Source organism: Nocardia sp. NPDC051030, assembly GCF_040683015.1.
GTDB lineage: Bacteria > Actinomycetota > Actinomycetes > Mycobacteriales > Mycobacteriaceae > Nocardia.
This window is the reverse complement of record NZ_JBFBCD010000010.1, coordinates 331118-357222: the sequence shown is the minus strand read 5'-3', so window position 1 is coordinate 357222 and position 26105 is coordinate 331118. Positions and strand designations below refer to the sequence as shown.

Genomic DNA, 26105 nt, shown 5'->3' with positions numbered 1-26105 from the left:
TTTCTGACCGGTGCGGTAATTAGCGGCGATGGCCGGAGGCCGAGCCGTCCGAGAGTTCAGCGATTCGCGAGCTCGGCGAGCCGGAAAGCGAGGCCTCGGCGGACTGCGGGGATCCGGGTCACTGTGTTGATCAGCAGGTTTCGGACCATGCGGGCAGGGAGGGGGCGGAGGGTGGCCATGCGGGTGATGCGGTCGGTGAAGGAGACGACGCCGAGAGCTACTGGGCGGCGGGTGGTTTCGTAGGTGTCGAGGAGGGAAGCCGGGTCGCCGGTGAGGACGCGGGCGAGGAGGGTGCCGAGTAGGGCGGCGTCCTGGATGCCCGTGTTCATGCCTTGGCCACCGGCCGGGCTGTGGACGTGGGCGGCGTCGCCTGCGAGGAAGATGCGGTCGGCGCGGTAGTGGTCGGCTACGCGGTGGTGGACGCGGAAGCGGGAGCTCCACAGGACTTCTTGGATGCGGGCGCCTGCGCCCGGGCGGCGGGCGTCCAGGATTGCTTGGATGTCAGCCTGATTCGGGTGTTCGGGGGCCTCGGCGACGGTGGCGACGATGCGATAGCGGGTGCCCTCGGTATCGGGGAGCGGGGCTACGACGGTGACGCCCTCGGGGGAGAGGTGGAGGGAGACCTGGGTGCGGGGGTCGGGCCATGCCATGTGGACGTCGGCGAGGACGAAGGATTCGGCATAGGTGGAACCGGTGAAGCCGATGCCCGCGGCTTCGCGGACCTTGCTGTGCATGCCGTCGGTGCCGATCACGTAGTCGGCGCGAATCGAGCCTGCGTTGCCGTTGGCGTCGGTGTAGTCGACGGTGGCTCCGGTGGCGTCCTGGGTTACGCCGGTGACCTCGTAAGGGCGGAGCACTCGGCCGCCTGCCTTTTCGAGGCGGGCGAGCAGGATGGCTTCCGTGGTTTCCTGGCCGATCATCAAGGTGTACGGGAACTCGGTGGGCAGGTCGGCGAAGGACACGTTGGCCAGTGCGCGATTGCCGTCCCAGAGGACGAACTGGGGCACCACGATGCCGCGGTCGCGCAGTTCCTCGGCGATGCCGAAGTCGTTGAGCACCTCCAGGGTTCGGGCGTGCACGACGGCGGCACGGGAGGTGTTCGCACCCTCGGCCAGGCGGTCGAGCAGAACCACGTCCACGCCTGCGTCGCTGAGGGCGATTCCGGCGGTGAGGCCAGCGGGCCCCGCGCCGACGATGACGACCGATGCGGTGGCGGGAACGGTGCTCATAGCAACTCCTGGAGCTTTGCCAACACGTGTTGGCCAACGGCTGTTGACTTAAAGATAAGAGCCCCTTGCTGGGATGTCAACAGTTGTTGGCCTACAGTTGTTGGCATGACTGCGACACCGCGTCGATCGGACGCCACCCGCGCCGCCATCCTCGAGGCCGCGCGCCGCCGCTTCGCCGAGGACGGATTCCGCAAGGCGACCATCCGGGCCATCGCCGCCGACGCGGGCATCGACCCATCCATGGTCATGCGCTACTACGGCAGCAAGGACGGCCTCTTCGCCGCCGCCGTCGATATCCGTCTGGGCCTCGCGGATATTACTGAGGGGCAACCGGATTCGCAGGGGGAACGGCTGGTCCGGCGCTTCCTCGAGCTGTGGGAGGAACCACCCACCGCCGAAATCCTGCTGACCCTGCTCCGCTCATCGGTCACCGATGACGCCGTGACCGAACGAGTTCGGGAAGTCTTCGCCGAACAGGTCATGCCCACCGTCCTCGCCATCGGCGACCCCGCCGACGCCCCCCGTCGAGCCGCCCTCATCGTCACCCAAATGCTCGGAATAGCCCTGTGCCGCTACGTACTCCGAATCCCCCCGGTCGTAGCCCTCACCCCCACCCAGCTGATAGCCGAAGTAGGCCCGACCATCCAGCACTACCTGACCTCCACCCCCGCCGCCTGAACCCCTTCCCCCGCAGTCGATCCCGCCGCACGCTGGGGCGCGATCCTGCCCATCCGTGTTCGGCTCGGGCCCCAGGCCGGGCAGTGGGTGGACCTCTGCTCAGCGGAGAAGGCGCGTCGTAGCGAACGCCCAATCATCCGGGTGCGCGACCACGCGTACCGGCGAAGTGGTGAGGGAGCTGTGGTGGTGCTGGAGTGTCCGAATTTCCGCCGTGAGAGCTCCCTCAGTGCTGAGCTCCCCTCAATGACTGGCTATCTGGGTCGCCAGGGAGTGGAAGACCGCGGCGGTGGGAGTGTTGGGGGTGGCGCAGTAGACGATCATGCGCTGGTCGGTGTCGGAGATGTGCAGGACCTGGCATTCGAATTCGAGGGGGCCCAGGTCTGGGTGGTGGATTTCTTTGCGGTGGCCTCGGCGGACTTCCACGTCGTGGGAGGACCACATTTCGGCGAAACGGGGTGCGGTGCCGAGGAGTTCGGTGACCAGGGAGGCGATGGCCGGGTTGCCGGGGTAGCGGGCGTAGGCGGCGCGCAGGTCGGCGACGGTGGAGCGGGCGAAGCGGATGGTGTCGTCCCTGGACCAGGCCCCGTGGTCGGCGGGCTGGCGGAACATCCAGCGGATCATATTGCGCTCGGTGTCGGGGATGGTGGCGAGATCGCCGATGAAGGGGAGGGCCGCCCGGTTCCAGGCCAGGACCTCATAGGTGGCGTCGACCACGTAGGCGGGGCTGGCGAGATTGTCGAGCATGATTCGGATCGATTGCGGCACAGTGCGATCGGGGCCCGCCACCATGGGCGGGTTCTCGCCACCCATGCGGAACAGGTAGTCGCGTTCGTCCACGCTGAGCATGAGCGCCCGTGCCAGGGCGGACAGCACCTGCCGCGACGGTTTCGCGCCGCGCGCCTGCTCCATCCGGATGTAATAGTCGACCGAGATGCCTGCCAGCTGTGCCACCTCCTGCCGTCGCAATCCCGGTGCGCGCCGGTTGATTCCGTCCGGCAGGCCGACATCGCTGGGACACAGCCGATTCCGCCGGGTGCGCAGGAAGGCCGCGAGTTCGTTCCGATCCGCCATGCGTCAAGTGTCCGCCGGATGCGGCCCGCCTGGGTGGTACAACTTGGTCCTCCCCACGACGGGCCGTGGCGGGCGATTCTGATTCACATGACAACAGCACTCATTACCGGAGCCAATAAGGGCATCGGCTACGAAACCGCCCGCCAGCTCGCCGCCCGCGGGATGACCGTTCTTGTCGGCGCACGCGACGCCGATCTCGGCCGCGCCGCCGTCGAGAAGCTGAAGACCGAGGGCGCGGACGCGCATTTCATCCAGATCGACGTCTCCGACGAGGAATCCATCGCGCAGGCGGTGGCCCGCATCGACGCCGAATTCGGCAGCCTGGATGTGCTCATCAACAATGCCGCGATCACCGGCGGACTCGACGGTAATGGCAAACCCTCCTCCACCACACTCGCCGCGATGCGAGAGGTGTTCGAAACCAATGTCTTCGGCGTGGTGGCGGTGACCAATGCCATGCTCCCGCTGCTGCGTCGCGCGGAGGCCGCCCGAATCGTCAATGTCTCCAGCGAAGTGAGCGCCCTGACCTACATCATGGACCCGGACCACGCGCTGTGGCAGTTGACCGGCATCACGTATCCCGCCTCCAAATCCGCCCTGAACATGGTCACCGGCATGTACGCGAAGGAACTCTGGGACACCCCCATCAAGGTGAACGCCGCCAACCCCGGCTACTGCGCCACGGATCTCAACGGCAACAGCGGTTTTCGCACCGCCGAACAAGGCGCGGAGCCCAGCGTGCACCTCGCGACCCTGCCCGCCGACGGCCCGACCGGCCAGCTGTGGGGATACCTGTGGGGCGAGGACGAATACGGTCAGCTGGCCTGGTGATTCACAGGCCGCGTTCGTTTCTCCCTGCTACTCTCCCGCCGTATCCATCGGCATGACCGGGAGTGCACATCATGTGGGAATACGAACACAGCGCCGAGACCACCGTGAACCCGGAAGCGTTGTGGCGCAGCTGGTCCGACCCGAACCGGTGGCCCGAATGGAATCCCGGCATCGAAACCTTCGAACTGGATGGACCTTTCGCGCCCGGCACCACCTTCCGCATGACCTCTCCCGAGGGTGACACCATCGAAATGCGGTTCGTGGAGATCATTCCCGGCGAACTGTGGAGCGACGTCTTCACCGGTGAGGGCTTCGAAATCCTCACCGAGCACCGCCTCGACGCCCTCCCCTCGGGTGCGACGCGGGTGGTCTACCGCACCGAGATCACCGGGCCCGCAGCCGATACCGCAGGCCCGGAGATCGGCCCGCAGATCACCGCCGACTTCCCGGAGGTCGTCGCGGGCCTGATCAAGCACGCGGGTGAATCGGCCTGAATCAGCTCTTGCGTTCGTGCAGGAGCAGCAAGGTGTACGCGGCGATGGTGTCCGAATCGACGATCCGGCCGTCGGCGATCATGGATTCGAATTCGGCCCGGGTCACCCACGCCGATTCCATGTCCTGCTCGGAGGGTTCACGCTCATGCGGGCCCTCGGTCAAATCCGTGGCCACCACGACATGACCGAAATGACTGGAAGTAGCGGGTGCGGGAGCCAACCGTCCGAGATAGGTGAACCTCCCCGCCCGCAACCCGGTCTCCTCCCGCAACTCCGTGCTCGCGGCCTCGATCGGATCGAACGCGTGCCCCGGCACCGACCCACCCGGAAACTCCCAGGACCGTCGCCGCAAGGGATACCGGAACTGTTCGACCAGGTGAAACCGCTCCCCATCCCACGGGATGATGATCGCGAAGTCCGACTTGTCGACCACCGCGTACAGCGCTTCCTCGCCGTCCGCCCGTCGAACAATGTCCTCCCGGACGGAAATCCACTGATTCGAGTAGATCTGGCGAGAAGACACGGTATCCATACCCCCGATCCTGCCTCAGCGATCGGTCGATGCTGGTCGCGCCGGCTTATGATCGGCGGAGTACGCCCGGCTGTGGCGTTGAAGGACGGGATCTCGAATGGTTCCGGCAAAGCATTACCTCATGTCGATTGTCTCCTTCGCCGCGATGTTCCTCGTGCTCTGGCTGTCGAACAGTGTGGCGCTCAGCTTGATCACCGTGTTCGGCGTGATGTTCGGTTTGCTCGCCCTCGATCGGCTTCGTCAATAGGGGCTACGTGTCAGCGGGCGTGCGCCACGGATGCCGCGGCGGCGATGGTCGCGGCGGCCAGGGCCTCGAGCTGCGGGGCTCGGAGGTTGGTGTCGGGGCAGGCCACGATCGAGGCGATGACCGTGCCGTGGGAGTCGAAGACCGGGGCCGAGACCGAGACGACGGCGTTGTGGTCAGTCAACTCATCCGGGAGGTAGTCGATGGTGATGAGGTCGGCGATCATGGCGCTGAGGCGGTGGCGGAGGGGGTCGGTGACGGGGGAGTGGCGGAGGGCCGCAAGGGCTTCCATCATGGGGGCGGAGTCGTCGGCCAGACGTTCGACCGTGTAGCCGCGGGTTTTGATGGCGTCCAGGACCGCTTCCAGGCGGGGGCGGTGGGCCGGGTCGGCGGCGGCCAGCCAGGCCTGGCGATCGGGTTCCGGTGCCCAGGCGATGAATTCGCGGCAGACCGGCGGGGCCAGGGGTAGGTGGCGGCCGGGGCGGATCCAGGGGACCGAGGGGGAGCCGATCACCTCCGTAATCATGATCGAGGTCTGCTCGCGCTCGGCCAGGAAGACCGGGACATGATGCGCATCGGCCAGCGCGCGCATGGGGTCCAGGGCGCGGCGGCGCAGCGGGAAGGCCGATTCCGCCCGGCGCGCGACCGTCATCAACCCCAGGCCAAGGGTGTAATTGCCGTCCCTGTCCCGGACCGTCCACCCATCCGCGGTGAGCTGGGTCAGCACCGCGTGGGCGGTCGCGCGGGACATATCGGTGGCGCGCACGATGCGCGCCAGCGACAGCGGCTCGGCCGGATGCCGGGAGAGCAGCTCGATCGCCTGCACCACGCGTCGCGTTGGCGGCGACGTGGGGCCTTCCACTGCGACCGCGTTCGCGGCATCGGATGCGGGGGCGAGAGTGTGCGAGCCGGTCGCGGATGGCGCTGTGGCAGTCGTTGATTCAGGCAAAGCGGCCTCGGATGTGTTGGACGGCAGGGAGTTCGGTCAGTGGTTGCGCCACCTCATAGGGCGGCGAGTGGTTCCGCATGTGTTGCCCCGCGGGTGGTGGGTCGCTGTGGTGTGCGGGCGGTAGGGAATTCGGTCAGTGGTCGCGCCACCTCTCAGGGCGGCGGGGGTCCGCATACGTTGCCCGTGCGGGTGGCAGGGCTCGGTGGCGTTCGGGCGGCAGCACGGCGTTGCCTCTGCGGGTTATGGGTTCGGTGGCTCGGGCGGCGGCGTGCGTTGCCCCTGTGGGTGAGAGGGCTCGGCGGCGTGCGGGCGGGAGCCGTTTGGGCGGGTGCGGGCGCGCGGGGAGGCAATTCGGTCGGGGGTATTGACCGGTATGCGGCTTCCGACCTATCGTCGGTGTCACATTATCGAACGATAGCGTCGAATATTCGACAGTGCAACTCTCGAGGGAGATGCGGTGTGCGGGGCGGCGCGGCGAGTGAGTGAAGTGATGCGCGCGGGATACGAGCTGTCGCACCTGAACGCCCTGGAGGCGGAATCGGTGCACATCATTCGAGAGGTTGCCGCCACCTTCGAGCGGCCGGTGTTGCTGTTCTCGGGTGGTAAGGACTCGGCGGTGATGCTGGAGTTGGCGCGACGGGCGTTCTGGCCCGCCCCGCTGCCGTTTTCGCTGCTGCACATCGATACCGGGCGAAATTTCGACGAGGTGATCGAGTTCCGGGATCGGACGGTCGCGCGACTCGGGGCGACCTTGCTGGTCGGAAGCGTGCAGGACGATATCGATGCGGGACGCGCGATCGAGCGGGCGGGCGAGACGCGAAATCGGTTGCAGACCACCACCTTGCTGCGGTCCATCACTGAAGGGCGCTTCGACGCCGTCTTCGGCGGGGCGCGGCGGGATGAGGAGAAGGCGCGCGCCAAGGAGCGGGTGTTCAGCTTCCGCGACCACTACGGGGCCTGGGAACCGCGGTCGCAGCGGCCGGAGGTGTGGAACCTCTACAACGGGCGGCACCGCAAGGGCGAGCACATCCGGGTGTTCCCACTCTCCAACTGGACCGAACTGGATATCTGGGAGTACATCGAGCAGGCGGAGGTGGAGCTGCCCGCGCTGTACTATGCGCACCGGCGCACTGTGCTGGAACGCGACGGAATGCTGTTGGCGGACAATCGATTCCTGCCGCATCAGCCCGGTGAGAAGACGTTCGAGGCCACCGTGCGATTCCGCACCCTGGGCGATGCCGACTGCACCGGTTGCGTCGAGAGCGTCGCCGCCACCCCGGCCGAGGTGATCGCCGAAACCGCCGTCACCCGCCTCACCGAACGCGGCGCGACGCGCGCCGACGACCGAATCTCCGAATCCGGCATGGAAGATCGCAAGCGAGAGGGCTACTTCTGATGCGCCGCAACCTTTTACGTCTCGCCACCGCCGGCAGCGTGGACGACGGCAAGTCGACCCTCATCGGGCGGCTGCTGTTCGATTCGAAGAGCCTGTTCACCGATCAGCTGGACGCCATCGAGCGGGCCAGCCTCGCACGCGGTGCGGGGCAGACGGATCTGTCGCTGGTCACCGACGGGCTGCGGGCCGAACGCGAGCAGGGCATCACCATCGATGTCGCCTACCGCTACTTCACCACGCCGCGAAGGAAATTCATCATCGCGGATACGCCGGGGCACGTGCAGTACACCCGGAATATGGTCACGGGCGCGTCCACGGCCGACCTCGCGCTGATCCTGGTGGATGCGCGCAAGGGCGTCTCGGAGCAGACGCGCCGCCACGCCTTCCTGTCCTCGCTGCTGGGTGTCGGCCACCTGGTGCTGTGCGTGAACAAGATGGACCTGGTCGACTGGTCCGAGCAGCGGTTCGAGGAAATCCGTTCGGAATTCGCGGATTTCGCCACCAAGCTCGATGTCGGCGACCTCAGCTTCATCCCGGTCTCCGCCCTGCTCGGCGACAATGTGGTCGACGCGTCGGAGCATATGCCCTGGTATCCGGGGCCCACCCTGCTGCGGCACCTGGAAGAGGTGCACATCGCCTCGGACCGCAATCTCATCGACACCCGGCTGCCCGTGCAGTACGTGATCCGCCCGCACGGCGAGAGCCAGCGCAGTTATGCGGGCACCATCGCGGGCGGCATCTTCAAGCCCGGCGATGAGGTCGTGGTGCTGCCCTCGGGCCGCACCAGCAAGGTCAGCCAGATCTGGGGTCCGGGCGGCACCAAGGTGGAGGAAGCCTTCGCCGGGATGGCGGTCTCCCTCACACTCGACGACGAAATCGATATCGGCCGTGGGGATATGCTCGCCCGGCCCGGGAATCAGCCGCATCTGGATCGCGAGCTGGACGCCATGGTGTGCTGGTTCTCCGACACCACGCAGCTGCGGGCCGGGAACGACTACTCCATTCGGACCGCCACCCAGACGGCGACGGTGCGGGTCAGCGAACTCGATTACCGGCTCGATGTGAATACCCTGCATCGGCAGACGGATGCGGATGAGCTGGCGCTCAATGACATCGGCCGCATCACCCTGCACGGTCGGCAGTCGATCCTGTTCGATCCCTACCGGGACAATCGCTCCACCGGCAGTTTCATCCTGATCGACGAGACCACGAATCAGACTGTGGCAGCGGGGATGATCACCGCGCGCAGCGCCGGCCCGGCCGAGCTCGCCACCGGGCAGGGCGTGCGAACCACCGGCCTGGCACCACGGACCGATGTGGTGTGGCACAAGTCGGCCGTCGAGCGCACACAGCGCCTGACGCAGGGCGCAACGGTCTGGCTCACCGGACTCTCCGGTTCCGGAAAATCCACCATCGCAGTCGAATTGGAGCGCCAGTTGATCGCTTCCGGGCAACCCGCCTACCTGCTCGATGGCGACAATCTGCGGCACGGGCTGAACCGGAACCTCGGCTTCACCGACGAGGACCGCAAGGAGAACATTCGCCGCGTCGCGGAGGTGGCGGCCATGATGGCCGATGCGGGCATGGTCGCCATCGTTTCGCTCATCAGCCCGTTCCGGGAACAGCGCCGAGATGCGCGAAAGCTGCATGACGACAAGCGATTGTCCTTCCGTGAGGTGTTCGTGGACACCCCGCTGGCGGAGTGCGAACTGCGCGATCCCAAGGGTCTGTACAAGCGCGCCCGCTCGGGTGAGCTGCCCGAATTCACCGGCATCTCCTCGCCGTACGAGCGGCCCGAATACGCCGACCTCACCATCACACCGGGTGACGGCACCCCGCACGACATCGCCCGACTCATCAGAAGAGAGCTAGGAATCGCAGACTGATGGACGAACCGAATATCGAACAGGCCGAACTACCGCTGACCGAACCCTTCCTGGCAGCGGTGGCAGAGGCCGAGAAGCTCATTGCCGCAGCGGATTTCATCCGCGACGAACACGATCTGGCCGAAGGGTACGACTACCTCCAGGGCAGCATCGCGGCGGTGCTGCAACTGTCCCGGGCGCACGGCACCTCGCATCCGTACTTCGTGAGCTCCACCGGCCCGTACACCAAGATGGGCCTGGACAACCCGGACACGCTCTACTACCACGCGAATATCGAACCGGGCGCGGAATACCTGCTCACCGGCGTGCGCGGCGACACCGTGGACCTGAGTTTCCAGGTACTCAAGGGCGATTACACCGCCACCGATGTGCCCGGCGGCGAGGACGCCTTCGACGATCGCCGCCTGGAGATCGCCGAGGACGGCAGCTACCAGCTGCGGTTCGGCCCGCCCAAGGAGAACCCGGAACCCCACTACTTCCAGCTGGGCGAGGGCGCGTCCATGCTGGCGGTGCGTGAGGTGTACGGCGACTGGAATGCCGAGCGCAAGGGCAGCATTCGCATTGAGCGGGTGGACACCATCGGCACTTCTGCCCCGGAACCCGGTGTGGCGCAATTGCGTAAGCGCTACCGTGCCGCCGGTCGCATGCTGCTGACCCGGGTGCACACCTGGTTCAACTTCCCCAAGTGGTTCTACCTGAACCTGCCGGTCAACACCCTGACCGAACCCCGGCTCACGCCGGGCGGATTGAGCACCCAGTACTCCTCGGTCGGTCACTACGACCTGGCCGATGATCAGGCGCTCATCATCACCGTCCCCAAATCCGATGCGCCGTATCAGGGATTCCAGCTAGGTAGTCGCTGGTACATCTCCCTCGACTATGTCAACCATCAGACCAGCCTGAATCACGTTCAGGCGCAGGTGGATCCGGACGGCATGATCCGCATGGTGGTGTCGGCGCGAAATCCGGGAATTGCCAACTGGATCGAGACCACCGGCCGCACCCTGGGCATTCTCCAATTCCGCTGGCAGCGCGTGGGCCGCCCGATCACCGCGGCCGACGGCCCGAGCATCGAACTGGTGCCCTTCGACAAGGTGGCTGAACGGCTCCCGCACTACACCCACAATCGAATCGATGATGCCGCCTGGCGTGAGCGGATCGCCGCTCGTCAGCGTGGTTTCGCGGAGAGGATGCTCGGATGACTCGCCTGAAGACGGAACTGCTGGCGGACAAGGTCGTCGTGGTCAGTGGCGTCGGGCCCGGACTGGGCCGGTCCATCTGCCTGGAGGCCGCGGCGGCCGGGGCCAAGGTCGTGCTGGCCGCGCGCACCGAATCGCGGTTGAAGGAGGTGGCCGCCGAGATCGAGTCCGAGGGCGGCACAACGCTTTCCGTGTCCTGCGACATCACCGACGAGGACGCCGTGCAGAACCTACTGGCGCGCACCCTGGAGACCTTCGGCACGGTCGACGTGCTGGTGAACAATGCCTTCTCGATCCCATCCATGAAGCCCTTGGCGCGCACCGACTTCCAGCAGATCAAGGACAGCATCGACCTCACCGTGCTGGGCGGGCTGCGCATGACGCAGGCGTTCACCGAGGCGCTGACCGAATCCCAGGGCAATGTCGTCATGATCAACTCGGCGGTGCTGCGGCATTCCGAGCCCCGGTACGGCAGCTACAAGATCGCCAAGGCGGCCCTGCTGGCCATGTCCCAGACCCTGGCCACCGAGCTGGGGGACAAGGGTATCCGCGTCAATACCGTTGCACCCGGCTATATCTGGACCGAACAGCTGAAGTGGTACTTCGGCGAGATCGCCAAGAAGTACGGGATCACCGAGGAACAGGTCTATCAGCAGACCGCGTCCAAGTCCGACCTCAAGCGACTGCCGCTGCCGGACGAGATCGCGCAGACCGTCGTCTTCCTCGCCTCTCCCTGGGCCAATTCCATTACCGGCCAGACCATCGACGTCAACTGCGGCGAGTACCACGTTTAGGAGTCACCACATGAGCGGGCGTACCAATGTCGGCACCATCGAGGATCTGCACGCCTCGGCCACCAAACTCACCGGGCTCGACGATTTCGGGTCCGACGATTATCTGGAGGGGCTCGGCGTACTGCTCGAGTCCTACCAGCGCGATGCCGGGCTCACCGAGCTCGGCAGCAAGATGAGCCGGTACTTCCTGCGCGGCGCGCTCGTGGCTCGAGCCTTGAGCGAATCCTCCTGGAAAGCGAATCCGGGCTACGCCGAAACCTCGGTCGCCAGGCCGATTTTCGTGACCGGACTGCCGCGCACCGGCACCACCGCCCTGCACCGATTGCTCGCCGCCGACCCGGGACATCAGGCCCTGGAAATGTGGCTGGCGGAATTCCCGCAGCCGCGCCCGCCGCGCGAGACCTGGGCCGAGAATCCCGTCTATCAGGGCATCGACGCCGGATTCCAGCAGCATCGGGTGGAGAACCCGGAATTCATGGGCCTGCACTACATGAGCGCCTCCGACGTGGAGGAGTGCTGGCAGCTGCTGCGGCAGACGGCCAAGTCGATCTCGTACGAATCGCTGGCCTATCTGCCGACCTACTCGCAGTGGCTGCGGAAGCAGGATTGGACGGATGCCTATGCGCGGCATAAGAAGAACCTGCAACTCATCGGGATGGGTGATACGCGTGGATGGGTGCTGAAGAACCCCAGCCACCTGTTCGCGCTGGATGCGCTCATGAGCGTGTACCCGGATGCGCTGATCATTCAGACGCATCGCGATCCGGTGACCATTGTCGGTTCGTCGTGCAGCCTGTCCGAGCATGCCGCGCGCGGCTGGTCGGACAGCTTCACGCGGGAACGGATCGGCGAGACGCAGCTCGAGCTGTGGTCACGCGGGCTGCACGAATTCAATTCCGCGCGTGTGCGATACAACCCGGCTCAGTTCCTGGACATCCAGTTCGAGGAGCTGCGGGCCGATCCCATGGGCACCGTCGAGCAGATCTACTCGAAGTTCGGCCTGGAGTTCGGCGAGCCCGCGCGGGACGCCATGCTCGCGCTGGATGCGGAGAGCAAGAGCGGTGATCGCAAACCGACTCACCAGTACTCTCTGGCCGATTACGGGCTGACCGAAGACCAGGTCAGGGCCCAATTCCAGATCTCCTGACGACGCCGGAAAACCTTCCAGCTATGGTTAGCGTCACCTAACGCCGCAGCCTGGGCGTTTAGCTGGAAGGACCTGGTAATGATCGGACGCTGGAGCGGTATGCCGCCGGTGCGCAAGACTCTGTTGCGCGTGTCGGCGCTGGGCGCGGCACTGGTGGTCGCGGCGGCCTGCACGAACACGAAGTCGAACGATGACGACGTGAAGGCCCTCGACGGCAATGTGTACGCGCAGACCAATCTGGCGGCCAATGAGGCCAAGTACAAGGCGCAGTTCACCTACCCGGACATGGTCGATGCCTGGGGCATCGCCGATCGCCCCAAGGGTGCCGGCGGCCACTTCTGGGTCGGTGGCGGCGGCTTCTCCTTCCAGTTCGTCGGCGATGTCACCAAGTCCCCGGATGCCAAGTACCAGCAGCTCTTCCAGGATCCGCTGAAGCTCGTCACCATTCCGGGCGCGGACTCCGACACCTCGGACAAGAGCCTCGGTAAGACCACCGGCGTCGTCTTCAACCCGGCCCCCATCACCTCCGACATCTTCGCGGTGAAGGACCAGCCGGTCACCTTCGACGGCAAGGAACAGAAGCTCACCGGCTCCTCGCGATTCATCTTCGCCACCGACTCCGGCAAGATCGCCGCCTGGACCGAGCAGGGCGCGGGCGGCGAAATCGTCCGCCACGACGGCCCCGCCAATGAGATGTTCGACGGCAAGGCCCAGGGCATGCAGTTCTTCGGACTCGCGCTCGCCCCGTCCGGGGATCAGTTGCTGGCCGCGGACTTCGGCGAGAAGCCACAGATCCGCACCTTCGACAAGAACTGGAAGCTGATCCCCACCACCGGTTTCGCGAACCCGTTCGCCACCGGTGACGCCGTCGACCCGGCCGACGCCGCCAAGGGCAAGCAGGTCAAGCCCGGCGACCCGGCCCCCTGGAACGTGACCACCGTCGGCAAGCGCGTCTTCATCTCCTACGCCGCCACCAAGCCCGACGAGGTCGACGCCACCAAGATCGACGTCGGTGAAGAGGACGGCGTCGACAAGGACGCCGAAAAGGCCGCCAACAACAAGGCCGCCAAGGGCAAACTCGCCGAATTCGACGCCACCGGCAAGCTCGTGCGCACCTTCGACGGCGACAACCGCTTCAACAACCCCTGGGGCGTCACCATCGCCCCCGAAGGCTTCGGCCCCCTGAGCGGCAAGATCCTCGTCGGCAACTTCAGCGGCGCGGGCCACATCCTCGCCCTCGATGACCAGTCCGGCAAGTTCGTGGACTACCTGCGCAACACCACCGGGGCACCCATCGAAATCGAAGGCCTCTGGGGCCTGATGTTCGGCAATGGCGAATCCCTCGGCGACGCCGACGCCCTCTACTTCACGGCCGGTCCGGAAGACGAGAAGGACGGCCTCTTCGGCAACCTCCGCCTGAAGTAACCCGTACCCAAGCGCAAGGCCCCGAGTCGATTCCGACTCGGGGCCTTCGTCATGGAGAGAGGGGACACTGGAGGGATGGATCCTGTGGTTGCGCTGCGTCAGATTGCGTATTACAAGGACCGGGCCCGTGAGGAGTCCAGGCGGGTGATGGCCTATCGGAATGCCGCCGACATTATCGAGCGGCTGGATGAGGCTCAGCGGGAGGCGCTGGGGAAGTCGAATGGGTGGCAGTCGCTGACGGGGATCGGGCCGAAGACCGCTGCGGTGATCGCGCAGGCGTGGGCTGGGCGCGAGCCCGATGTGCTGGTCGAATTGCGGGCCGCAGCACAGGATTTGGGCGGTGGGGAATTGCGGGCGGCCCTGAAGGGTGACCTGCACGTGCACTCGAACTGGTCGGATGGCTCCGCGCCCATCGCGGAGATGATGGCCGCCGCGAAGGCCTTGGGGCACGAATACTGTGCGTTGACCGACCATTCGCCCCGGTTGACGGTGGCCAATGGGCTGTCGCCCGACCGGCTGCGGGAGCAACTCGAGGTGATCGACGAGCTTCGGGAGCAGTTCGCCCCGATGCGGATTCTCACCGGAATCGAGGTCGACATCCTCGATGATGGCTCCCTCGATCAGGAGCCCGAACTGCTCGAGCGCCTGGACATCGTGGTGGCAAGCGTGCACTCCAAGCTCAAAATGGAGCCCGCCGCAATGACCCGCCGAATGGTCCGGGCCGTCTCGGGTGGTCAAGCCGACATCCTTGGCCATTGCACCGGCCGACTGGTCGAGGGGAATCGGGGGACTCGGCCGGAGTCGAAGTTCGATGCGGAGCAGGTGTTCACGGCGTGCCGCGATTACGGCACCGCCGTAGAAATCAACTCCAGGCCGGAACGCCGCGATCCACCCACTCGACTATTGAAGCTGGCCCTGGACCTCGGCTGCGACTTCTCCATAGACACCGACGCCCACGCCCCCGGCCAACTGGACTTCCTCGGCTACGGCGCCCAACGCGCAGTGGACAACAACGTCCCCGCCGACCGAATCATCAACACCTGGCCGGTGGACAAACTGTTGACCTGGGCAGGTTCCTAGGTGGTGGGCAGGCTGCACACCAGTGGGGAGGCCCCGGTCGAGGCTGAGTGTCCGTCAGGCGGCGAGGATCATGGCGGTGACGTTGTCTTCTGCACCGCGTGCCACCGCAGTTGCGACCAGTTGGTCGGCGGATTGCTGGGGTCCGTTCTCTGTTGCCAATCCGGCCTCCAGGTCGTCGGCCGGTAGGGCTCTGAAGAGGCCGTCGGTGCAAAGAACCAAGCGATCACCGGGTTCGCAGGACACCCCGGCGAAGTCGATGTCGGCGACCGGGCCGACGCCGAGTGCTCGAGTGAGGATCTGCCGGTGCGGGTGGGTCTGGGCGTCTTCTTCGCTGAGCTTGCCGCTGCGGATCAAATCGCCGACGAAGGTGTGGTCAAGCGTGAGCTGGTCCAGGCGTCCTTGCTGAAACCGGTACAGGCGTGAGTCGCCGACGTGGACAACGACAACGCCCACGTCAGACGTGATCGCGACGGCCGCCAGAGTGGTCCCCATCGGTGCATCTTCGCCCTCGGCGCTCGCCTGCTGCCAGACAGCCTGATTGGCTTCTCGACACGCGTTGAGCAGCCCTGAAATGCTGCGATCTGCGGCGAATGCGACGCCGAGCGTGTCCAGGGCAAGTCGGCTGGCGACATCGCCGCGTCGCCCGAGACCGTCTGCCACCGCGAACAACCCGTCTCCTACGAGCACCGCGTCCTGGTTGGTATCGCGCCCACCCTTCTGGGTGGCCACTCCCGCGAGAAAATTCGTTCTCATTTCAGATCCTTTTCTCGAGCTTTCGGCCGAAGCCGGTGGGGGGACTTCGCCCAGTGCCAATGCGGCTCGGGCCTGGACCAATGCTTGACGCCGGGTCATAGAATCTCGCGCGACCTCGCGCTCCCAGTGATCGAGCTGGACAGGGTCAGGATGGTCGTAGAACTCGGCGATGTCGCTGACCGCAATCCCCGCTCGGCGCAACAGCGCAACGACCCGAGCTTGGTGTAATTGGCTGGTCGAGTAGTAGCGGTAGCCCGAAACCCGATCAACTGCGGCCGGGACCAGCAGGCCGGCAGCAGCGTATGAGCGAAGCATCTTGGCCGATAGGCCGCATCGTGCGGAGAAGTCGCCGATGCTCAACAATCCATCCACGCTGAGAGCATGAACCCTTCCCATAAGACAGAGTCAAGTCGTGGGAGTGATTGCTGACCGCGCGATGATGGTGCAGTGCTTGACTATGACGAGGAAGCGGCCGCGTACGGACAAAACCGCCGCCATGCGCGTGGCGGCCGACGCCCCGCCGAGCGACCGGGAGCGCGCCGACACGTGTGCCCTGCTCACCCATCTCGGTGCGCGCCATGGGCTGCATCTGGCCGCGGCGGGTTCCTTTGTCGGGCATGGGCAAGCTCGGGCCGGGGGCACGGATCCGCGCTACCCGATTCTGGGGTTCCGGCGGGGCTAGAAGTAGACGCCCGGGGTGCAGTAGCCGGTGACCATCTGGCGGTCTCCGTATTGGACTGTGGACGGATCCCATTGCGCGCCCAGTCCTTTGACGAAGGATTGGGCCTCGGTGAGGGCGGATCGGTCGGCTATCAGGATCAGGGTGCCGTCTTCGGTCACCGAGCCGCCGCCTAGGCGGTCGCGGGCTGTGGGGTCGGCCAGGAGGGCGTCGTGTAGGCGGGTTCGGTCCACGCCGGGGATGCGGACTTCGAAGCCGTCGGCGCGTTCATTGTCGGCGGAGAGGAATTCGATGCCCAGGACGGCTTCCTGGTTGTAGCGGACTCGGAGGTCGTCGGCTATCCAGCAGAGATTGTCGCGGCCGGTGCAGGCCAGTTCGAAGCGGCGGGAGGGCTCGTAGGTGATCTGCTGGGACTCCTCCGACCAGAAGACGCCGTCGATGGGTTCGGAGTGCACGGTAAGGCCGAGTTCCATTGCGGCGGTGAGGTTCACCTCCAGTTCGAACTGGGTGAGTGAGTCATTGAGGCGGGGGTCGGCGGGGTCGGTGATGGTCGCCGTATTGGTGGTGCCGAACAGTTCCGCGGTGGGTTGCAGGGGGTTACCGGCGGCGCAGGACCAGGGGCCGTAGGCCTCGGCGGGGGTGGTCGAGCCCGCGGTGAGCAGGCCGCCGGTGAGTATGAAAACGGCCGCGCAGGCGGCGGCGAATCTCGCAGTGATCATTTCGGCCAATGCCCCTCTCGAGAGGGTCGAAAATCGACATGCTGGAACGAGATGAGACACAAATTGTATTGCGATAACGCCACTGCCAGTGGGGAACGAGGTGATCTATCCCGCGATCACTCCGCTCCGGCGACCACCTGAATGGCTCGCAGACGGCCGTCGGCCAGGGCTTCGGTGAGGTGTTCGGCCCGCTCGCGGAAGTTGGGGACGAAGGCGTGCAGTCCGAGCGGGGACTCGGGGAGGGCGAGCACGGTCCGCATCGTCGCCGCCGAAGAGTCCGTGAGGTCCGCCCAATGTTCGATGCCGAAACCGGTCGACTCGAGCGTGCTGCGCAATGCGGCAGGCGAAGTCAGGTGGCTTTGCTCGGGGGCTTCGGCCCAGGGGAGTGGATAGTCCAGCGCGCGGCCGTCACCAGCGACGATGTCCCAGATCGCGAGGCGGCCACCGGTGGCGAGAACTCGGCGAGCCTCGCGGTAGAGACCAGCCTTGTCGGGGACGTTCATCTGCACGTGCTGGCTGAAAACCACCTGGAAACTGGCATCGGCGAAGGGAAGATCTGTCACGTCGCCCTGGCGGATGACGATTCGATCGGCCAAACCCACCAGACCATTGAGCCAGTCGGCGGTATCGCAGTACTCCTGGACCATATCCACGCCGGTGACCCGGCAGTCGAAGCGAGTGGCGAGATACCGTGCGGTGCCGCCAATTCCGGTGCCCGCGTCGAGCACTTCGGTCCCGGGCGTCAGGGTGAGCAGCTCCGCGAGGTGGTAGGTCGCGATGCGCCCGCTGGTGTGGAAGTCCTCCAGCATGGCGAGATCACCGGGTTCGAGGCGATCGAGATCCTTGCCCGCGTCGGCGAGGGCCTGCTCGATATTGATGCGGGCTCGCCCGGTCCGGTATTGCGCGGGGATTTGCGTGTGCGTCATGGTCGTTCCCTAAGTGGTGGGCTGGAGGCGGGTGAGTATGTCGCGGCGGCCCCGGGTGGTCAGCCCGAGCTGGACGGCCTGCTCGAGGGTGATCACGCCGGTGAGCAGGCCGAGCACGGTGTGCGGGGGTCCGTCCAGGATCAGATCGGGGTCAGCGGTCTCGCCGATGCGCGAATCGACCTGCCCCGCACCGACTTCGAGGACGGCGTGTTCCCCCGAGGAGATCAGCTGAATGGTCACCGGCGGCGTGTCCGGCTCGGCATCGGTGACGAACCAGGCCGGTGCGTAGGCGAGCCATTGCGCCCGGAAGGCATCCTCGGGTCGCACGATCGGCATATAGCGAAGTCCCCACAGCCCCAAGGCCTTCAGCGCGGGCTCCAGTGCCAGACCGTCGTCGGTGAGCCGGTAGAGGGTGGTCGCCACGGGCGGCGGTGCGTCCTCGCGGCCGATCAGCCCGGCTTGTTCGAGCTCGCGCAGCCGGTTCGACAGGAGGTTCGCGGCAATGCCGGGCAGGCCGTTCTTCAGGTCGGTGTAGCGGCACGAACCCTGAAGCAGCAGTTCACGAATGATCAGCAGCGTCCACCGGTCTCCCACGACATCGAGGGCCCGGGAAATCGAACAGTACTGACCGTAGCTCCGCATGCCTCTCAGCGTATCGCGCCTTGGTTGAAAAACTCTATCTTCAGGTTGAAAAAATTAACCATGTACTGACAATGGTCCTGCTCGTCGTATAAGTTGACGCTCGTGGGGATGATGAAGGGCGCCAATGTTCCGGTGCCGGCGAACGCGGTGCGGATCGAGCTGGGATGGCAAGCGGGGCAGGGCGTTCCCGACGCGGATGCGTCCGCGCTCCTGCTGGTCAGCGGAAAAGTCCGCTCCGACAATGACTTCGTGTTCTACAACCAGCCCGTGCACCCCACCGGTGCGGTCCGGCACGAGGGCAAGCAGCACGGACCGACGGTGCTGGACGTGCTGTCCGCCAATCTGGCGCAGGTGGAACCGCAGATCGAGACCATCGTCATCGCGGCTTCCGCGAGCGGCGGCACCTTCCGCCAGTTCCAGGGCTTGTACGTGCGAGTACTGGACGCCTCCAACGGCGCCGAACTGGCACGTTTCGACAGCACCGGCGCGACCACCGAAACCGCCTTCGTGCTCGGCGAGCTATACCGGCGTCAAGGGGCCTGGAAGTTCCGTGCGGTTGGCCAGGGATACGACTCGGGATTGGCCGGACTGGCAACCGATTTCGGCATCTCCGTCGATGACGCGCCCGCGCAGCCGTACACGCCCCCGCCGACGCAGCAGTACGTGCCACCACCGCCGCCGCGGCAGCAGTACACACAACCACCGCAGCAGCAGTACACACAGCCGCCCACACAGCAGTACGTGCCGCCCCCGCCACCGCAGCAGCAATACACGCCTCCACCCCAACAGCAGTTCGTGCCGCCGCCCGCGCAGCAGTTCGTGCCCCCGCCGCCGCAGCAGCGCCCGACTCCGGTCAGCCTGTCCAAGATCTCGCTGACCAAGGAATCGCCCACCGTCTCGCTGACCAAGTCCGGCGCGACCGGCGGCACCATGCGGTTCAACCTGAACTGGACCACCACCCGCGGCACCGGCCTCTTCGGCCGCAAACGCGATCTCGACCTGGACCTGTGCTGCTTCTACGAATTGGTCAATGGCGCAATCGGTTCCGTGCGCGCACTGGACCGCAGGTTCGGCGACCTGACCAACCCGCCGTTCATCCGCCTCGACCAGGACGACCGCACCGGCGCCAGCGCCAATGGCGAAAACCTCGACATCAACCTGGATTTCACCCCGCTGTTCCGCCGCATCCTGGTCTTCACCTCGCTGTATGAAGGCGCACCGGATTTCCGCGGCGTCCACGCGACCGCCACCCTGTACCCGCTCAATAGCGCCCCGATCGAAATGACCCTCGACGGCTGCAATGACAATTCCCGCGACGCGGTCCTGGCCGTCATCGAGAACATCAATGGCGAACTGGTGGTCCGCCGCGAGTGCACCTTCATCCGCCCACCCGCCGGACGCCCCGGCGCGGGCATCGCCGAAATCGTCCGGCGATACAACTGGAACTTCGAGATCAAGGCCGGACGCGGCAAGGACTGACGCGCGACCTCGCTAGGTGGGTTTCGCGCGGCGTACCTGGCGGCGCGAACGGCGGTCGGTGATCGCCTCGAAGCGGAGTTGCAGGCCGTCGGTGAAGGCGGACAGGGCCAATTCGAAGCTGTCGGTATCGATCTCGTCGGCCTTGGCGCGGAGCAGGTGGGCCTGTTCGAGGTGGGGGTAGCGGTCTCGGTAGACCTGGACATCGTCCACGAAGCCTCGGGAGAAGGAGCCGATGGTGGAGCCCATGACGAGGTAGCGGGTGGACGCGCCGATGAGGGTGGCATCGCGTGGGGGCCAGCCCGCGGAGACCAGGCCGCCGTGGACGGCGTCGGCGGCGCGTAGGTTCTCGTCGCGATTGCCGGGGCCTGATGCCAGGTAGGGGACGAAGTTCGGGTGCCGGACCAGTGCCGCGCGATAGGAGCGGGCCCAGGAGGTCAGGCCGTGCCGCCAGTCGCCCTCATCGAAGGCCGACGTGTCGACCCGGGACATGATGCCGCGGGCTATGTCGTCGAGCAGGTCGTCCTTGGTGGGGTAGTGCCCGTAGAGGGAGGCGGCTTGGACTCCCAGTTCGGCGGCCAGTTTGCGCATGGACAGGTCGGAGAGGCCGTCTCGATCCAAGAGGGTGAGGGCCGCCTCGCGAATGCGGTCGCGGCTCAGCAGAGGCACTTTCGGCCTGGCCATGCGGCTCACCTCCCCTTCGCTGCCGACTCTGCTGTTGAAGTTATCACTCCGCCCTTGATAAACCGAACACCGTTAGGATAACTTCGGAGTCATAAACCTAACAACGTTCGGTTAGGAGCTATCAAGCCATGGACTTCGAACTCGGCGACGAGCAGCGGGAACTGCGAGACACCGCGCGCGCCTGGGTGGACAAAGAGGTCATCCCGTATGCGGCCGAATGGGATCGAGCCGAGGCCGTGGATACCGCGATCGTCGGCAAGCTCGGCGATATGGGGTTCCTCGGGATCGAGATTCCGGAGGAGTACGGCGGGTCCGGCGGGACCGCGCTGGACTACTGTCTGCTGCTGGAGGAACTCGGGCGCGGGGACAGCTCGGTGCGCGGGATCGTCTCGGTATCGCTGGGGCTGGTCGGGAAGTCGATCAAGACCTACGGGACCGAGGCACAGAAGCGAGAATGGTTGCCGCGCATCTGTTCCGGGGAATCCATCGGATGCTTCGGGCTCACCGAACCGGAAACCGGATCCGATGCCGGGAACCTGACCGCCAAAGCCGTTCAGGACGGCGATGATTGGCTGCTGTCCGGCACCAAGATGTTCATAACCAATGGCACCTGGGCCGATATCGCGATCATCTTCGCGCGCAGCGGCGGACCCGGGCCGAAGGGCGTGACCGCGTTCCTGGTGCCGACCGATGCGCCCGGATTCACGCGCACCGAGATCAAGGGCAAGCTCGGACTGCGCGGGCAGGCCACCGCCGAATTCGTGCTCGACCGGGTGCGCGTCCCCGACTCCGCGCGGCTCGGTGAGCTCGGGCAGGGCTTCAAGATCGCCATGGGTGCGCTGGACAAGGGCCGCATGGGCGTCGCCGCCGGATGCGTCGGGGTTGCCCGCGGCTGCCTCGAGGCCGCCGTGAAATACGCTCAGGAACGCGAACAGTTCGGTAAGCCGATCGCCTCCTACCAGCTGGTCCAGGAACTCATCGCCGATATCGCGGTGGATGTGGAGGCGGCGCGGCTGCTCACCTGGCGGGTGGCCGACCTCGTCGAACGCGGTAAGCCGTTCGGCACCGAGGCGTCCGTCGCCAAACTGTTCGCCAGTGAAGCCGCGGTGAAGGCGACCAACAATGCCATTCAGGTATTCGGCGGATACGGCTATATCGACGAATACCCGGTGTCCAAGTACCTGCGCGACGCGCGCGTGCTGACTCTCTACGAGGGCACCAGCCAGATCCAGAAACTGCTCATCGGCCGCGCGCTCACCGGCGTGAACGCCTTCCTCTGACAATGACTTTGAAGGAGAACCGAATGTCGAAAGTTGCCTTCGTCACCGGTGCGGCCCGCGGAATCGGCGCGGCCACCGCGGCCCGCCTGGCCGCCGACGGATTCACCGTCGCCATCGCCGACCTCGACGAAGCCGCCTGTAAGACGGCCGTGGATACGATCGTCGCCGCCGGCGGCAAGGCCATCGCGGTGGGCTGCAATGTCTCGGACGAAGCCTCGGTGGACGCGGCCTTCGAACGGGTCGCCGCCGAACTGGGTTCGATCGACGTGCTGGTCAACAATGCGGGCGTGCTGCGCGACAACCTGCTGTTCAAGATGTCCGTGGAGGATTGGGACACCGTGATGTCGGTGCACCTGCGCGGCGCGTTCCTGTGCAGCCGGGCCGCACAGCGGTACATGGTGAAGCAGAAGTCCGGCAAGATCGTGAACACCTCCAGCGTGTCCGCGCTCGGCAGTCGCGGGCAGGCCAACTACTCGGCCGCCAAGATGGGCATTCAGGGGTTCACCCGCACGCTCGCCATCGAACTCGGCCCGTACGGCATCAATGTGAATGCGGTCGCGCCCGGCTTCATCGTCACCGATATGACCGATGCCACCGCCGCGCGCGTGGGCGTGGATCCCGCCGACTTCCGTAAGGCGGCAGCCGAAGTCACCCCGCTGCGCCGCGTCGGCGAACCGGCCGATATCGCGAACGTGGTCTCGTTCCTGTGCTCGGAGGATTCCTCGTTCGTCACCGGCCAGACCATCTACGTCGACGGTGGCCGCAAGCTCTGAGCTGTCCCAACTCTCGGGACTCTCAGGGGTTCCCCCTGAATCCCGCACATGCTCTACAGGAGTTAGTCATGCAGAGAACAGTTTTCGACGCCGACCACGACGCCTTCCGGAAGACGGTGCGGGCGTTCATCGAATCCGAGGTCGCGCCGGTCTATGACGAGTGGTACGAGGCCGGGATCGTCCCGCGCGAGTTCTATTACAAGCTGGCCGAACTCGGCGTCTTCGGCATCGAGGTGCCCGAGGAGTTCGGCGGCGCGGGCATCGAATCCTTCAAGTTCCAGACCATCCTCATCGAGGAGACCGCCCGCGCCGCAGTCTCTTTCGGTGGCTCGAGCGTGCACGTCGGACTGTGCCTGCCGTACCTTAAGCACCTGGCCACCGAGGCGCAGAAGCAGCGCTGGCTGCCCGGCTTCGTGGCCGCCGAGATCATGTTCGCGATCGCCATGACCGAGCCGGGCACCGGCTCGGATCTGGCCGGAATGCGCACCACGGCAAAGCTTTCCGAGGACGGCACGCATTATGTGCTGAACGGCTCGAAGACCTTCATCACCGGCGGCGTGCATGCCGACCGTGTGATCGTCTGCGCCCGCACCGCCGCGCCGCGCGAAGACGATCGGCGGCACGGCATTTCGCTGTTCGTGGTGGATACCAAATCGCCCGGGTATGTCGTCGGCCGCAAGCTGGACAAGCTGGGGCTCAAGACCTCCGACACCGCCGAACTCAACTTCACCGACGTCAAGGTGCCGTTGGAAGACCTGCTCGGCGAGGAGAACAAGGGCTTCTCCTATCTCGGCCAGAACCTCCCGCAGGAACGCCTGTCCATTGCCGTCGGCGCGTACGCACAGGCCACGGCGGCGATTCGATTCGCCAAGGAATACACCAAGCAGCGCAATGTCTTCGGGCAGCCGGTCGCCAGCTTCCAGAACACCAAGTTCGAGCTGGCCGCCTGCCAGGCCGAGGTGGATGCCGCTGAAGCCGTCGTCGATCGCGGGCTCGAGGCCCTGGATGCCGGGACGCTGACGCCCGCGGATGCCGCCTCCGCCAAGCTGTTCTGCACCGAGGTGGCCGCGCGCGTCATCGACCGCTGCCTCCAGCTGCACGGCGGATATGGGTTCATCAATGAATACCCCATCGCGCGACTGTACGCGGACAACCGCGTCAACCGGATCTACGGCGGCACAAGCGAAGTCATGAAAATGATCATTGCGAAGGATATGGGATTGTAGACAGATGACCGCGACTCTTTCTCTGGCAAGCATTCTCGCAGAACCCGCGCGGCGGCGGCCCGACCATATCGCCCTGATCGAGGGAACTCAGCGGATCACCTTCGCCGAGTTGTGGCGACAGGCGCGCGAACAGGCCGCCGCGCTCATGGAACTCGGTGTGCGGCCAGGGGACAGGGTCGCGCTCATGGGACCCAATACCGTCGATTTCCCGCGGGCCTACTTCGCGATTCTCGCGGCCGGGGCGACGGTGGTGCCGGTGCATCTGCTGCTCACCGCCGGCGAGGCCGAATACGTGCTGCGTGACAGTGCCGCCACGCTGCTCGTTTGTCATGAACAGGTGGCGGCGGTGGGCACGGCGGCCGCAGCGCGGGTCGGAATCAAGTGTGTGAATCCGAAAGAACTGGCCGCCGAACCCATCCCGACCTTCCTGGCGCGCAGCCCACTCGACACCGCCGTGGTGTTCTACACCAGCGGCACCACCGGGCGGCCCAAGGGAGCCGAGCTCAGCCACCTCAATATGGTCATGGGTTCGACGGTGAATGCCTTCGACGCCAATGAAGCTCACCGTGACGACATCGCGCTGGGCGCGCTGCCGCTGTTCCACGTGTTCGGGCAGACGGTGTCGATGAACTCGATCTGGCGGGTCGGGGCGACACTGGTGCTCATCCCGAGATTCGATGCGGCACAAGCCATCCGGCTCATGATCGAAGAGAACGTCAATACCTTCCACGGCGTGCCCACCATGTACCTCGGGCTCCTCGACGCCGCTCGCGACGCCCCAGAGCTGCCGAAACTGCGACGTTGTCTCAGCGGAGGAGCCTCGCTGCCGCCATCGGTGATGGAGGACTTCGAGCGAGTGTACGGCGCGTATGTGCTGGAGGGATACGGCCTTTCGGAGACCTCGCCGACCGCCACGGTGAACCAGCCCATACTCGGACCGAAGGCGGGCACCGTCGGGCATCCGGTGTGGGGTGTGGACGTGGAGATCGCGAATCCCGGCGTGCTCGACCGCATCGAATTGCTGCGCACCGGCGAAATCGGGGAGGTCGTGGTGCGCGGCCACAATGTGTTCAGCGGCTACACCGGCAAGCCCGAGGCCACCGCGGAAGTCATGCTGGACAGCTGGTTCCGCACCGGCGACCTCGGTACCAAGGACGACGGCGGCTATCTGCGCATCGTCGGCCGGATCAAGGAAATGATCATTCGCGGCGGCTTCAATGTGTACCCGGCCGAGGTCGAGGCGGCGCTGCTGCGGCATCCGAAGATCGCGCAGGTGGCGGTGATCGGCATCCCCGATGAGAATTACGGCGAGGAGATCCTCGCGGTCGTGGTGCCCGCCGAGCCGGTGACGGCCGAGGAAGTCATCGACTACGCCAAGGAGCACGTGGCGCGCTACAAGTACCCGCGGCGCGTGGAGTTCCTCACCGAGCTGCCGCTGGGACCCACCCACAAGGTGCTCAAGCGAGAACTGAAGGAGCGCTTCACATGATCGACTTCAGCGATTTCGACAAGCTGCGGGCCGCGGTCGGCACCGAGGTCGGAGTCAGCGACTGGATCACCATCGACCAGGCGCGCATCGACAAATTCGCCGACGCCACCGATGACCACCAGTGGATTCACGTCGACGCCGATCGCGCGGCGGAAGGCCCGTACGGTCGCACCATCGCACACGGATTCCTGACACTGTCGCTGCTGATCCCCATCACCGCGCAGATCATGACGGTCAGCGCCGCGCGCATGGCGATCAACTATGGGCTGGACAAGGTGCGGTTCATCAACCCGGTGCTGGTCGACAGCCGCATCCGTGGCCGGATCACTCTAGACGCGATCACCGATATCCCCGGCGGCGTGCAGGTCTCCCGCACGGTCACCATCGAGATCGACGGCGAAACCAAGCCCGCGTGCGTCGCCCAGGGCATCGCCCGCTACCTCTCCTGAACCTCGAAACACGAAGGCCCACCGATCGAATCGACCGGCGGGCCTTCGTCTTTC

The 26105-nt window shown here is 65.8% G+C and carries 27 protein-coding genes; 18 read left to right on the top strand and 9 right to left on the bottom strand.

Going from position 1 to position 26105, the window contains the following annotated elements:
* Positions 1–56: 56 nt before the first annotated feature.
* Positions 57–1229 carry an FAD-dependent monooxygenase gene (locus AB0N05_RS32025; RefSeq protein WP_364700785.1) on the bottom strand — a complete coding sequence of 391 codons (1173 nt, stop codon included), beginning with the start codon at positions 1227–1229 and terminating at the stop codon, positions 57–59.
* Between the two features lie 105 nt (positions 1230–1334).
* Here AB0N05_RS32025 and AB0N05_RS32020 point away from each other — a divergent pair, with 105 nt between their 5' ends.
* Positions 1335–1907 (top strand): TetR family transcriptional regulator, encoded by a 573-nt coding sequence (locus AB0N05_RS32020; protein WP_364700783.1) that lies wholly within the window; start codon positions 1335–1337, stop codon positions 1905–1907.
* Between the two features lie 240 nt (positions 1908–2147).
* On the opposite strand, the gene AB0N05_RS32015 is transcribed toward AB0N05_RS32020, so the two are convergent.
* On the bottom strand, positions 2148–2978 hold the full coding sequence (locus AB0N05_RS32015; RefSeq protein ID WP_364700781.1) for a helix-turn-helix transcriptional regulator: 831 nt from the start codon (positions 2976–2978) through the stop codon (positions 2148–2150).
* A gap of 87 nt (positions 2979–3065) precedes the next feature.
* On the opposite strand from AB0N05_RS32015, the gene AB0N05_RS32010 reads away from it, so the two are divergent.
* A complete protein-coding gene (locus tag AB0N05_RS32010; protein ID WP_364700779.1) occupies positions 3066–3809 on the top strand; it encodes an SDR family oxidoreductase in 744 nt (247 codons plus the stop codon).
* Between the two features lie 71 nt (positions 3810–3880).
* Positions 3881–4303 (top strand): SRPBCC family protein, encoded by a 423-nt coding sequence (locus AB0N05_RS32005; protein WP_364700777.1) that lies wholly within the window; start codon positions 3881–3883, stop codon positions 4301–4303.
* A gap of 1 nt (position 4304) precedes the next feature.
* Here AB0N05_RS32005 and AB0N05_RS32000 read toward each other — a convergent pair whose 3' ends face one another.
* The gene (locus AB0N05_RS32000; protein WP_364700775.1) at positions 4305–4835 is read right to left on the bottom strand and encodes an NUDIX hydrolase; all 531 of its coding nucleotides are present in this window, start codon (positions 4833–4835) and stop codon (positions 4305–4307) included.
* Positions 4836–4956: 121 nt separating this feature from the next.
* Between AB0N05_RS32000 and AB0N05_RS31995 the strand changes: the two genes are divergently transcribed.
* Positions 4957–5082 (top strand): hypothetical protein, encoded by a 126-nt coding sequence (locus tag AB0N05_RS31995; RefSeq protein ID WP_364700773.1) that lies wholly within the window; start codon positions 4957–4959, stop codon positions 5080–5082.
* Positions 5083–5092: 10 nt separating this feature from the next.
* Here the strand turns inward: AB0N05_RS31995 and AB0N05_RS31990 are convergent, their stop codons facing one another.
* Positions 5093–5908 (bottom strand): helix-turn-helix domain-containing protein, encoded by an 816-nt coding sequence (locus AB0N05_RS31990; protein WP_364700771.1) that lies wholly within the window; start codon positions 5906–5908, stop codon positions 5093–5095.
* 610 nt (positions 5909–6518) lie between these two features.
* Between AB0N05_RS31990 and cysD the strand changes: the two genes are divergently transcribed.
* From cysD to AB0N05_RS31955, 7 genes are all read left to right on the top strand, one after another.
* On the top strand, positions 6519–7424 hold the full coding sequence (cysD, locus tag AB0N05_RS31985) for a sulfate adenylyltransferase subunit CysD (protein WP_364700913.1): 906 nt from the start codon (positions 6519–6521) through the stop codon (positions 7422–7424).
* Complete coding sequence (cysC, locus tag AB0N05_RS31980) at positions 7424–9310, top strand: adenylyl-sulfate kinase (RefSeq protein ID WP_364700769.1); 1887 nt, start codon at positions 7424–7426, stop codon at positions 9308–9310. Before cysD ends, cysC begins: the two co-directional genes overlap by 1 nt.
* Positions 9310–10512 (top strand): hypothetical protein, encoded by a 1203-nt coding sequence (locus AB0N05_RS31975; RefSeq protein ID WP_364700767.1) that lies wholly within the window; start codon positions 9310–9312, stop codon positions 10510–10512. The genes cysC and AB0N05_RS31975 overlap by 1 nt, the downstream gene beginning before the upstream one ends.
* Positions 10509–11303: an SDR family oxidoreductase gene (locus tag AB0N05_RS31970; RefSeq protein WP_364700765.1), complete on the top strand. Its 795-nt coding sequence runs from the start codon at positions 10509–10511 to the stop codon at positions 11301–11303. Before AB0N05_RS31975 ends, AB0N05_RS31970 begins: the two co-directional genes overlap by 4 nt.
* 10 nt (positions 11304–11313) lie before the next feature.
* Complete coding sequence (locus AB0N05_RS31965) at positions 11314–12450, top strand: sulfotransferase (RefSeq protein WP_364700763.1); 1137 nt, start codon at positions 11314–11316, stop codon at positions 12448–12450.
* 78 nt (positions 12451–12528) lie between these two features.
* Complete coding sequence (locus AB0N05_RS31960; protein WP_364700761.1) at positions 12529–13875, top strand: TIGR03118 family protein; 1347 nt, start codon at positions 12529–12531, stop codon at positions 13873–13875.
* 75 nt (positions 13876–13950) lie between these two features.
* Positions 13951–14955 (top strand): PHP domain-containing protein, encoded by a 1005-nt coding sequence (locus AB0N05_RS31955; protein ID WP_364700759.1) that lies wholly within the window; start codon positions 13951–13953, stop codon positions 14953–14955.
* Positions 14956–15009: 54 nt separating this feature from the next.
* On the opposite strand, the gene AB0N05_RS31950 is transcribed toward AB0N05_RS31955, so the two are convergent.
* Positions 15010–16080: a protein phosphatase 2C domain-containing protein gene (locus tag AB0N05_RS31950; protein WP_364700757.1), complete on the bottom strand. Its 1071-nt coding sequence runs from the start codon at positions 16078–16080 to the stop codon at positions 15010–15012.
* Positions 16081–16165: 85 nt separating this feature from the next.
* Here AB0N05_RS31950 and AB0N05_RS31945 point away from each other — a divergent pair, with 85 nt between their 5' ends.
* Positions 16166–16390 carry a hypothetical protein gene (locus tag AB0N05_RS31945; RefSeq protein WP_364700755.1) on the top strand — a complete coding sequence of 75 codons (225 nt, stop codon included), beginning with the start codon at positions 16166–16168 and terminating at the stop codon, positions 16388–16390.
* On the opposite strand, the gene AB0N05_RS31940 is transcribed toward AB0N05_RS31945, so the two are convergent.
* From AB0N05_RS31940 to AB0N05_RS31930, 3 genes are all read right to left on the bottom strand, one after another.
* A complete protein-coding gene (locus AB0N05_RS31940) occupies positions 16387–17106 on the bottom strand; it encodes a hypothetical protein (RefSeq protein WP_364700753.1) in 720 nt (239 codons plus the stop codon). The genes AB0N05_RS31945 and AB0N05_RS31940 overlap by 4 nt on opposite strands.
* Before the next feature lie 116 nt (positions 17107–17222).
* Positions 17223–18032: a methyltransferase domain-containing protein gene (locus tag AB0N05_RS31935; RefSeq protein WP_364700751.1), complete on the bottom strand. Its 810-nt coding sequence runs from the start codon at positions 18030–18032 to the stop codon at positions 17223–17225.
* A 9-nt stretch (positions 18033–18041) separates the two neighbouring features.
* Positions 18042–18674 carry a helix-turn-helix domain-containing protein gene (locus AB0N05_RS31930; RefSeq protein ID WP_364700749.1) on the bottom strand — a complete coding sequence of 211 codons (633 nt, stop codon included), beginning with the start codon at positions 18672–18674 and terminating at the stop codon, positions 18042–18044.
* A gap of 108 nt (positions 18675–18782) precedes the next feature.
* Between AB0N05_RS31930 and AB0N05_RS31925 the strand changes: the two genes are divergently transcribed.
* Entirely contained in the window at positions 18783–20153 is a 1371-nt protein-coding gene (locus tag AB0N05_RS31925) for a TerD family protein (protein WP_364700746.1), read from the top strand.
* 12 nt (positions 20154–20165) lie between these two features.
* On the opposite strand, the gene AB0N05_RS31920 is transcribed toward AB0N05_RS31925, so the two are convergent.
* Positions 20166–20834, bottom strand: a complete 669-nt coding sequence (locus AB0N05_RS31920) for a TetR/AcrR family transcriptional regulator C-terminal domain-containing protein (RefSeq protein WP_364700744.1) — start codon at positions 20832–20834, stop codon at positions 20166–20168.
* Between the two features lie 128 nt (positions 20835–20962).
* Here AB0N05_RS31920 and AB0N05_RS31915 point away from each other — a divergent pair, with 128 nt between their 5' ends.
* The 5 genes from AB0N05_RS31915 to AB0N05_RS31895 all read left to right on the top strand — a co-directional run bounded on the left by AB0N05_RS31915 (position 20963) and on the right by AB0N05_RS31895 (position 26051).
* Positions 20963–22114 carry an acyl-CoA dehydrogenase family protein gene (locus AB0N05_RS31915; RefSeq protein WP_364700742.1) on the top strand — a complete coding sequence of 384 codons (1152 nt, stop codon included), beginning with the start codon at positions 20963–20965 and terminating at the stop codon, positions 22112–22114.
* A 23-nt stretch (positions 22115–22137) separates the two neighbouring features.
* Positions 22138–22887 carry a 3-oxoacyl-ACP reductase FabG gene (fabG, locus tag AB0N05_RS31910; RefSeq protein WP_364700740.1) on the top strand — a complete coding sequence of 250 codons (750 nt, stop codon included), beginning with the start codon at positions 22138–22140 and terminating at the stop codon, positions 22885–22887.
* 68 nt (positions 22888–22955) lie between these two features.
* On the top strand, positions 22956–24113 hold the full coding sequence (locus tag AB0N05_RS31905) for an acyl-CoA dehydrogenase family protein (protein WP_364700738.1): 1158 nt from the start codon (positions 22956–22958) through the stop codon (positions 24111–24113).
* A gap of 4 nt (positions 24114–24117) precedes the next feature.
* Positions 24118–25602 carry a long-chain fatty acid--CoA ligase gene (locus AB0N05_RS31900; protein ID WP_364700736.1) on the top strand — a complete coding sequence of 495 codons (1485 nt, stop codon included), beginning with the start codon at positions 24118–24120 and terminating at the stop codon, positions 25600–25602.
* Positions 25599–26051, top strand: a complete 453-nt coding sequence (locus AB0N05_RS31895; RefSeq protein ID WP_364700734.1) for a MaoC family dehydratase — start codon at positions 25599–25601, stop codon at positions 26049–26051. The genes AB0N05_RS31900 and AB0N05_RS31895 overlap by 4 nt, the downstream gene beginning before the upstream one ends.
* Positions 26052–26105: the final 54 nt, after the last annotated feature.

Excerpts from the sequence above, each read along its gene's own strand:
- AB0N05_RS32020 (WP_364700783.1), top strand. The coding sequence starts at position 1,335 with ATGACTGCGACACCGCGTCGATCGGACGCCACCCGCGCCGCCATCCTC.
- AB0N05_RS32000 (WP_364700775.1), bottom strand. The coding sequence starts at position 4,835 with ATGGATACCGTGTCTTCTCGCCAGATCTACTCGAATCAGTGGATTTCC.
- fabG (WP_364700740.1), top strand. The coding sequence starts at position 22,138 with ATGTCGAAAGTTGCCTTCGTCACCGGTGCGGCCCGCGGAATCGGCGCG.
- AB0N05_RS31930 (WP_364700749.1), bottom strand. The coding sequence starts at position 18,674 with ATGCGGAGCTACGGTCAGTACTGTTCGATTTCCCGGGCCCTCGATGTC.
- cysC (WP_364700769.1), top strand. The coding sequence starts at position 7,424 with ATGCGCCGCAACCTTTTACGTCTCGCCACCGCCGGCAGCGTGGACGAC.
- AB0N05_RS31925 (WP_364700746.1), top strand. The coding sequence starts at position 18,783 with ATGATGAAGGGCGCCAATGTTCCGGTGCCGGCGAACGCGGTGCGGATC.
- AB0N05_RS31940 (WP_364700753.1), bottom strand. The coding sequence starts at position 17,106 with ATGATCACTGCGAGATTCGCCGCCGCCTGCGCGGCCGTTTTCATACTC.
- AB0N05_RS31900 (WP_364700736.1), top strand. The coding sequence starts at position 24,118 with ATGACCGCGACTCTTTCTCTGGCAAGCATTCTCGCAGAACCCGCGCGG.
- cysD (WP_364700913.1), top strand. The coding sequence starts at position 6,519 with ATGCGCGCGGGATACGAGCTGTCGCACCTGAACGCCCTGGAGGCGGAA.
- AB0N05_RS31965 (WP_364700763.1), top strand. The coding sequence starts at position 11,314 with ATGAGCGGGCGTACCAATGTCGGCACCATCGAGGATCTGCACGCCTCG.
- AB0N05_RS32010 (WP_364700779.1), top strand. The coding sequence starts at position 3,066 with ATGACAACAGCACTCATTACCGGAGCCAATAAGGGCATCGGCTACGAA.
- AB0N05_RS31955 (WP_364700759.1), top strand. The coding sequence starts at position 13,951 with ATGGATCCTGTGGTTGCGCTGCGTCAGATTGCGTATTACAAGGACCGG.
- AB0N05_RS32015 (WP_364700781.1), bottom strand. The coding sequence starts at position 2,978 with ATGGCGGATCGGAACGAACTCGCGGCCTTCCTGCGCACCCGGCGGAAT.
- AB0N05_RS31920 (WP_364700744.1), bottom strand. The coding sequence starts at position 20,834 with ATGGCCAGGCCGAAAGTGCCTCTGCTGAGCCGCGACCGCATTCGCGAG.
- AB0N05_RS32005 (WP_364700777.1), top strand. The coding sequence starts at position 3,881 with ATGTGGGAATACGAACACAGCGCCGAGACCACCGTGAACCCGGAAGCG.
- AB0N05_RS31960 (WP_364700761.1), top strand. The coding sequence starts at position 12,529 with ATGATCGGACGCTGGAGCGGTATGCCGCCGGTGCGCAAGACTCTGTTG.
- AB0N05_RS31915 (WP_364700742.1), top strand. The coding sequence starts at position 20,963 with ATGGACTTCGAACTCGGCGACGAGCAGCGGGAACTGCGAGACACCGCG.
- AB0N05_RS31970 (WP_364700765.1), top strand. The coding sequence starts at position 10,509 with ATGACTCGCCTGAAGACGGAACTGCTGGCGGACAAGGTCGTCGTGGTC.
- AB0N05_RS31975 (WP_364700767.1), top strand. The coding sequence starts at position 9,310 with ATGGACGAACCGAATATCGAACAGGCCGAACTACCGCTGACCGAACCC.
- AB0N05_RS31995 (WP_364700773.1), top strand. The coding sequence starts at position 4,957 with ATGTCGATTGTCTCCTTCGCCGCGATGTTCCTCGTGCTCTGGCTGTCG.
- AB0N05_RS31945 (WP_364700755.1), top strand. The coding sequence starts at position 16,166 with ATGACGAGGAAGCGGCCGCGTACGGACAAAACCGCCGCCATGCGCGTG.
- AB0N05_RS31905 (WP_364700738.1), top strand. The coding sequence starts at position 22,956 with ATGCAGAGAACAGTTTTCGACGCCGACCACGACGCCTTCCGGAAGACG.
- AB0N05_RS31935 (WP_364700751.1), bottom strand. The coding sequence starts at position 18,032 with ATGACGCACACGCAAATCCCCGCGCAATACCGGACCGGGCGAGCCCGC.
- AB0N05_RS32025 (WP_364700785.1), bottom strand. The coding sequence starts at position 1,229 with ATGAGCACCGTTCCCGCCACCGCATCGGTCGTCATCGTCGGCGCGGGG.
- AB0N05_RS31895 (WP_364700734.1), top strand. The coding sequence starts at position 25,599 with ATGATCGACTTCAGCGATTTCGACAAGCTGCGGGCCGCGGTCGGCACC.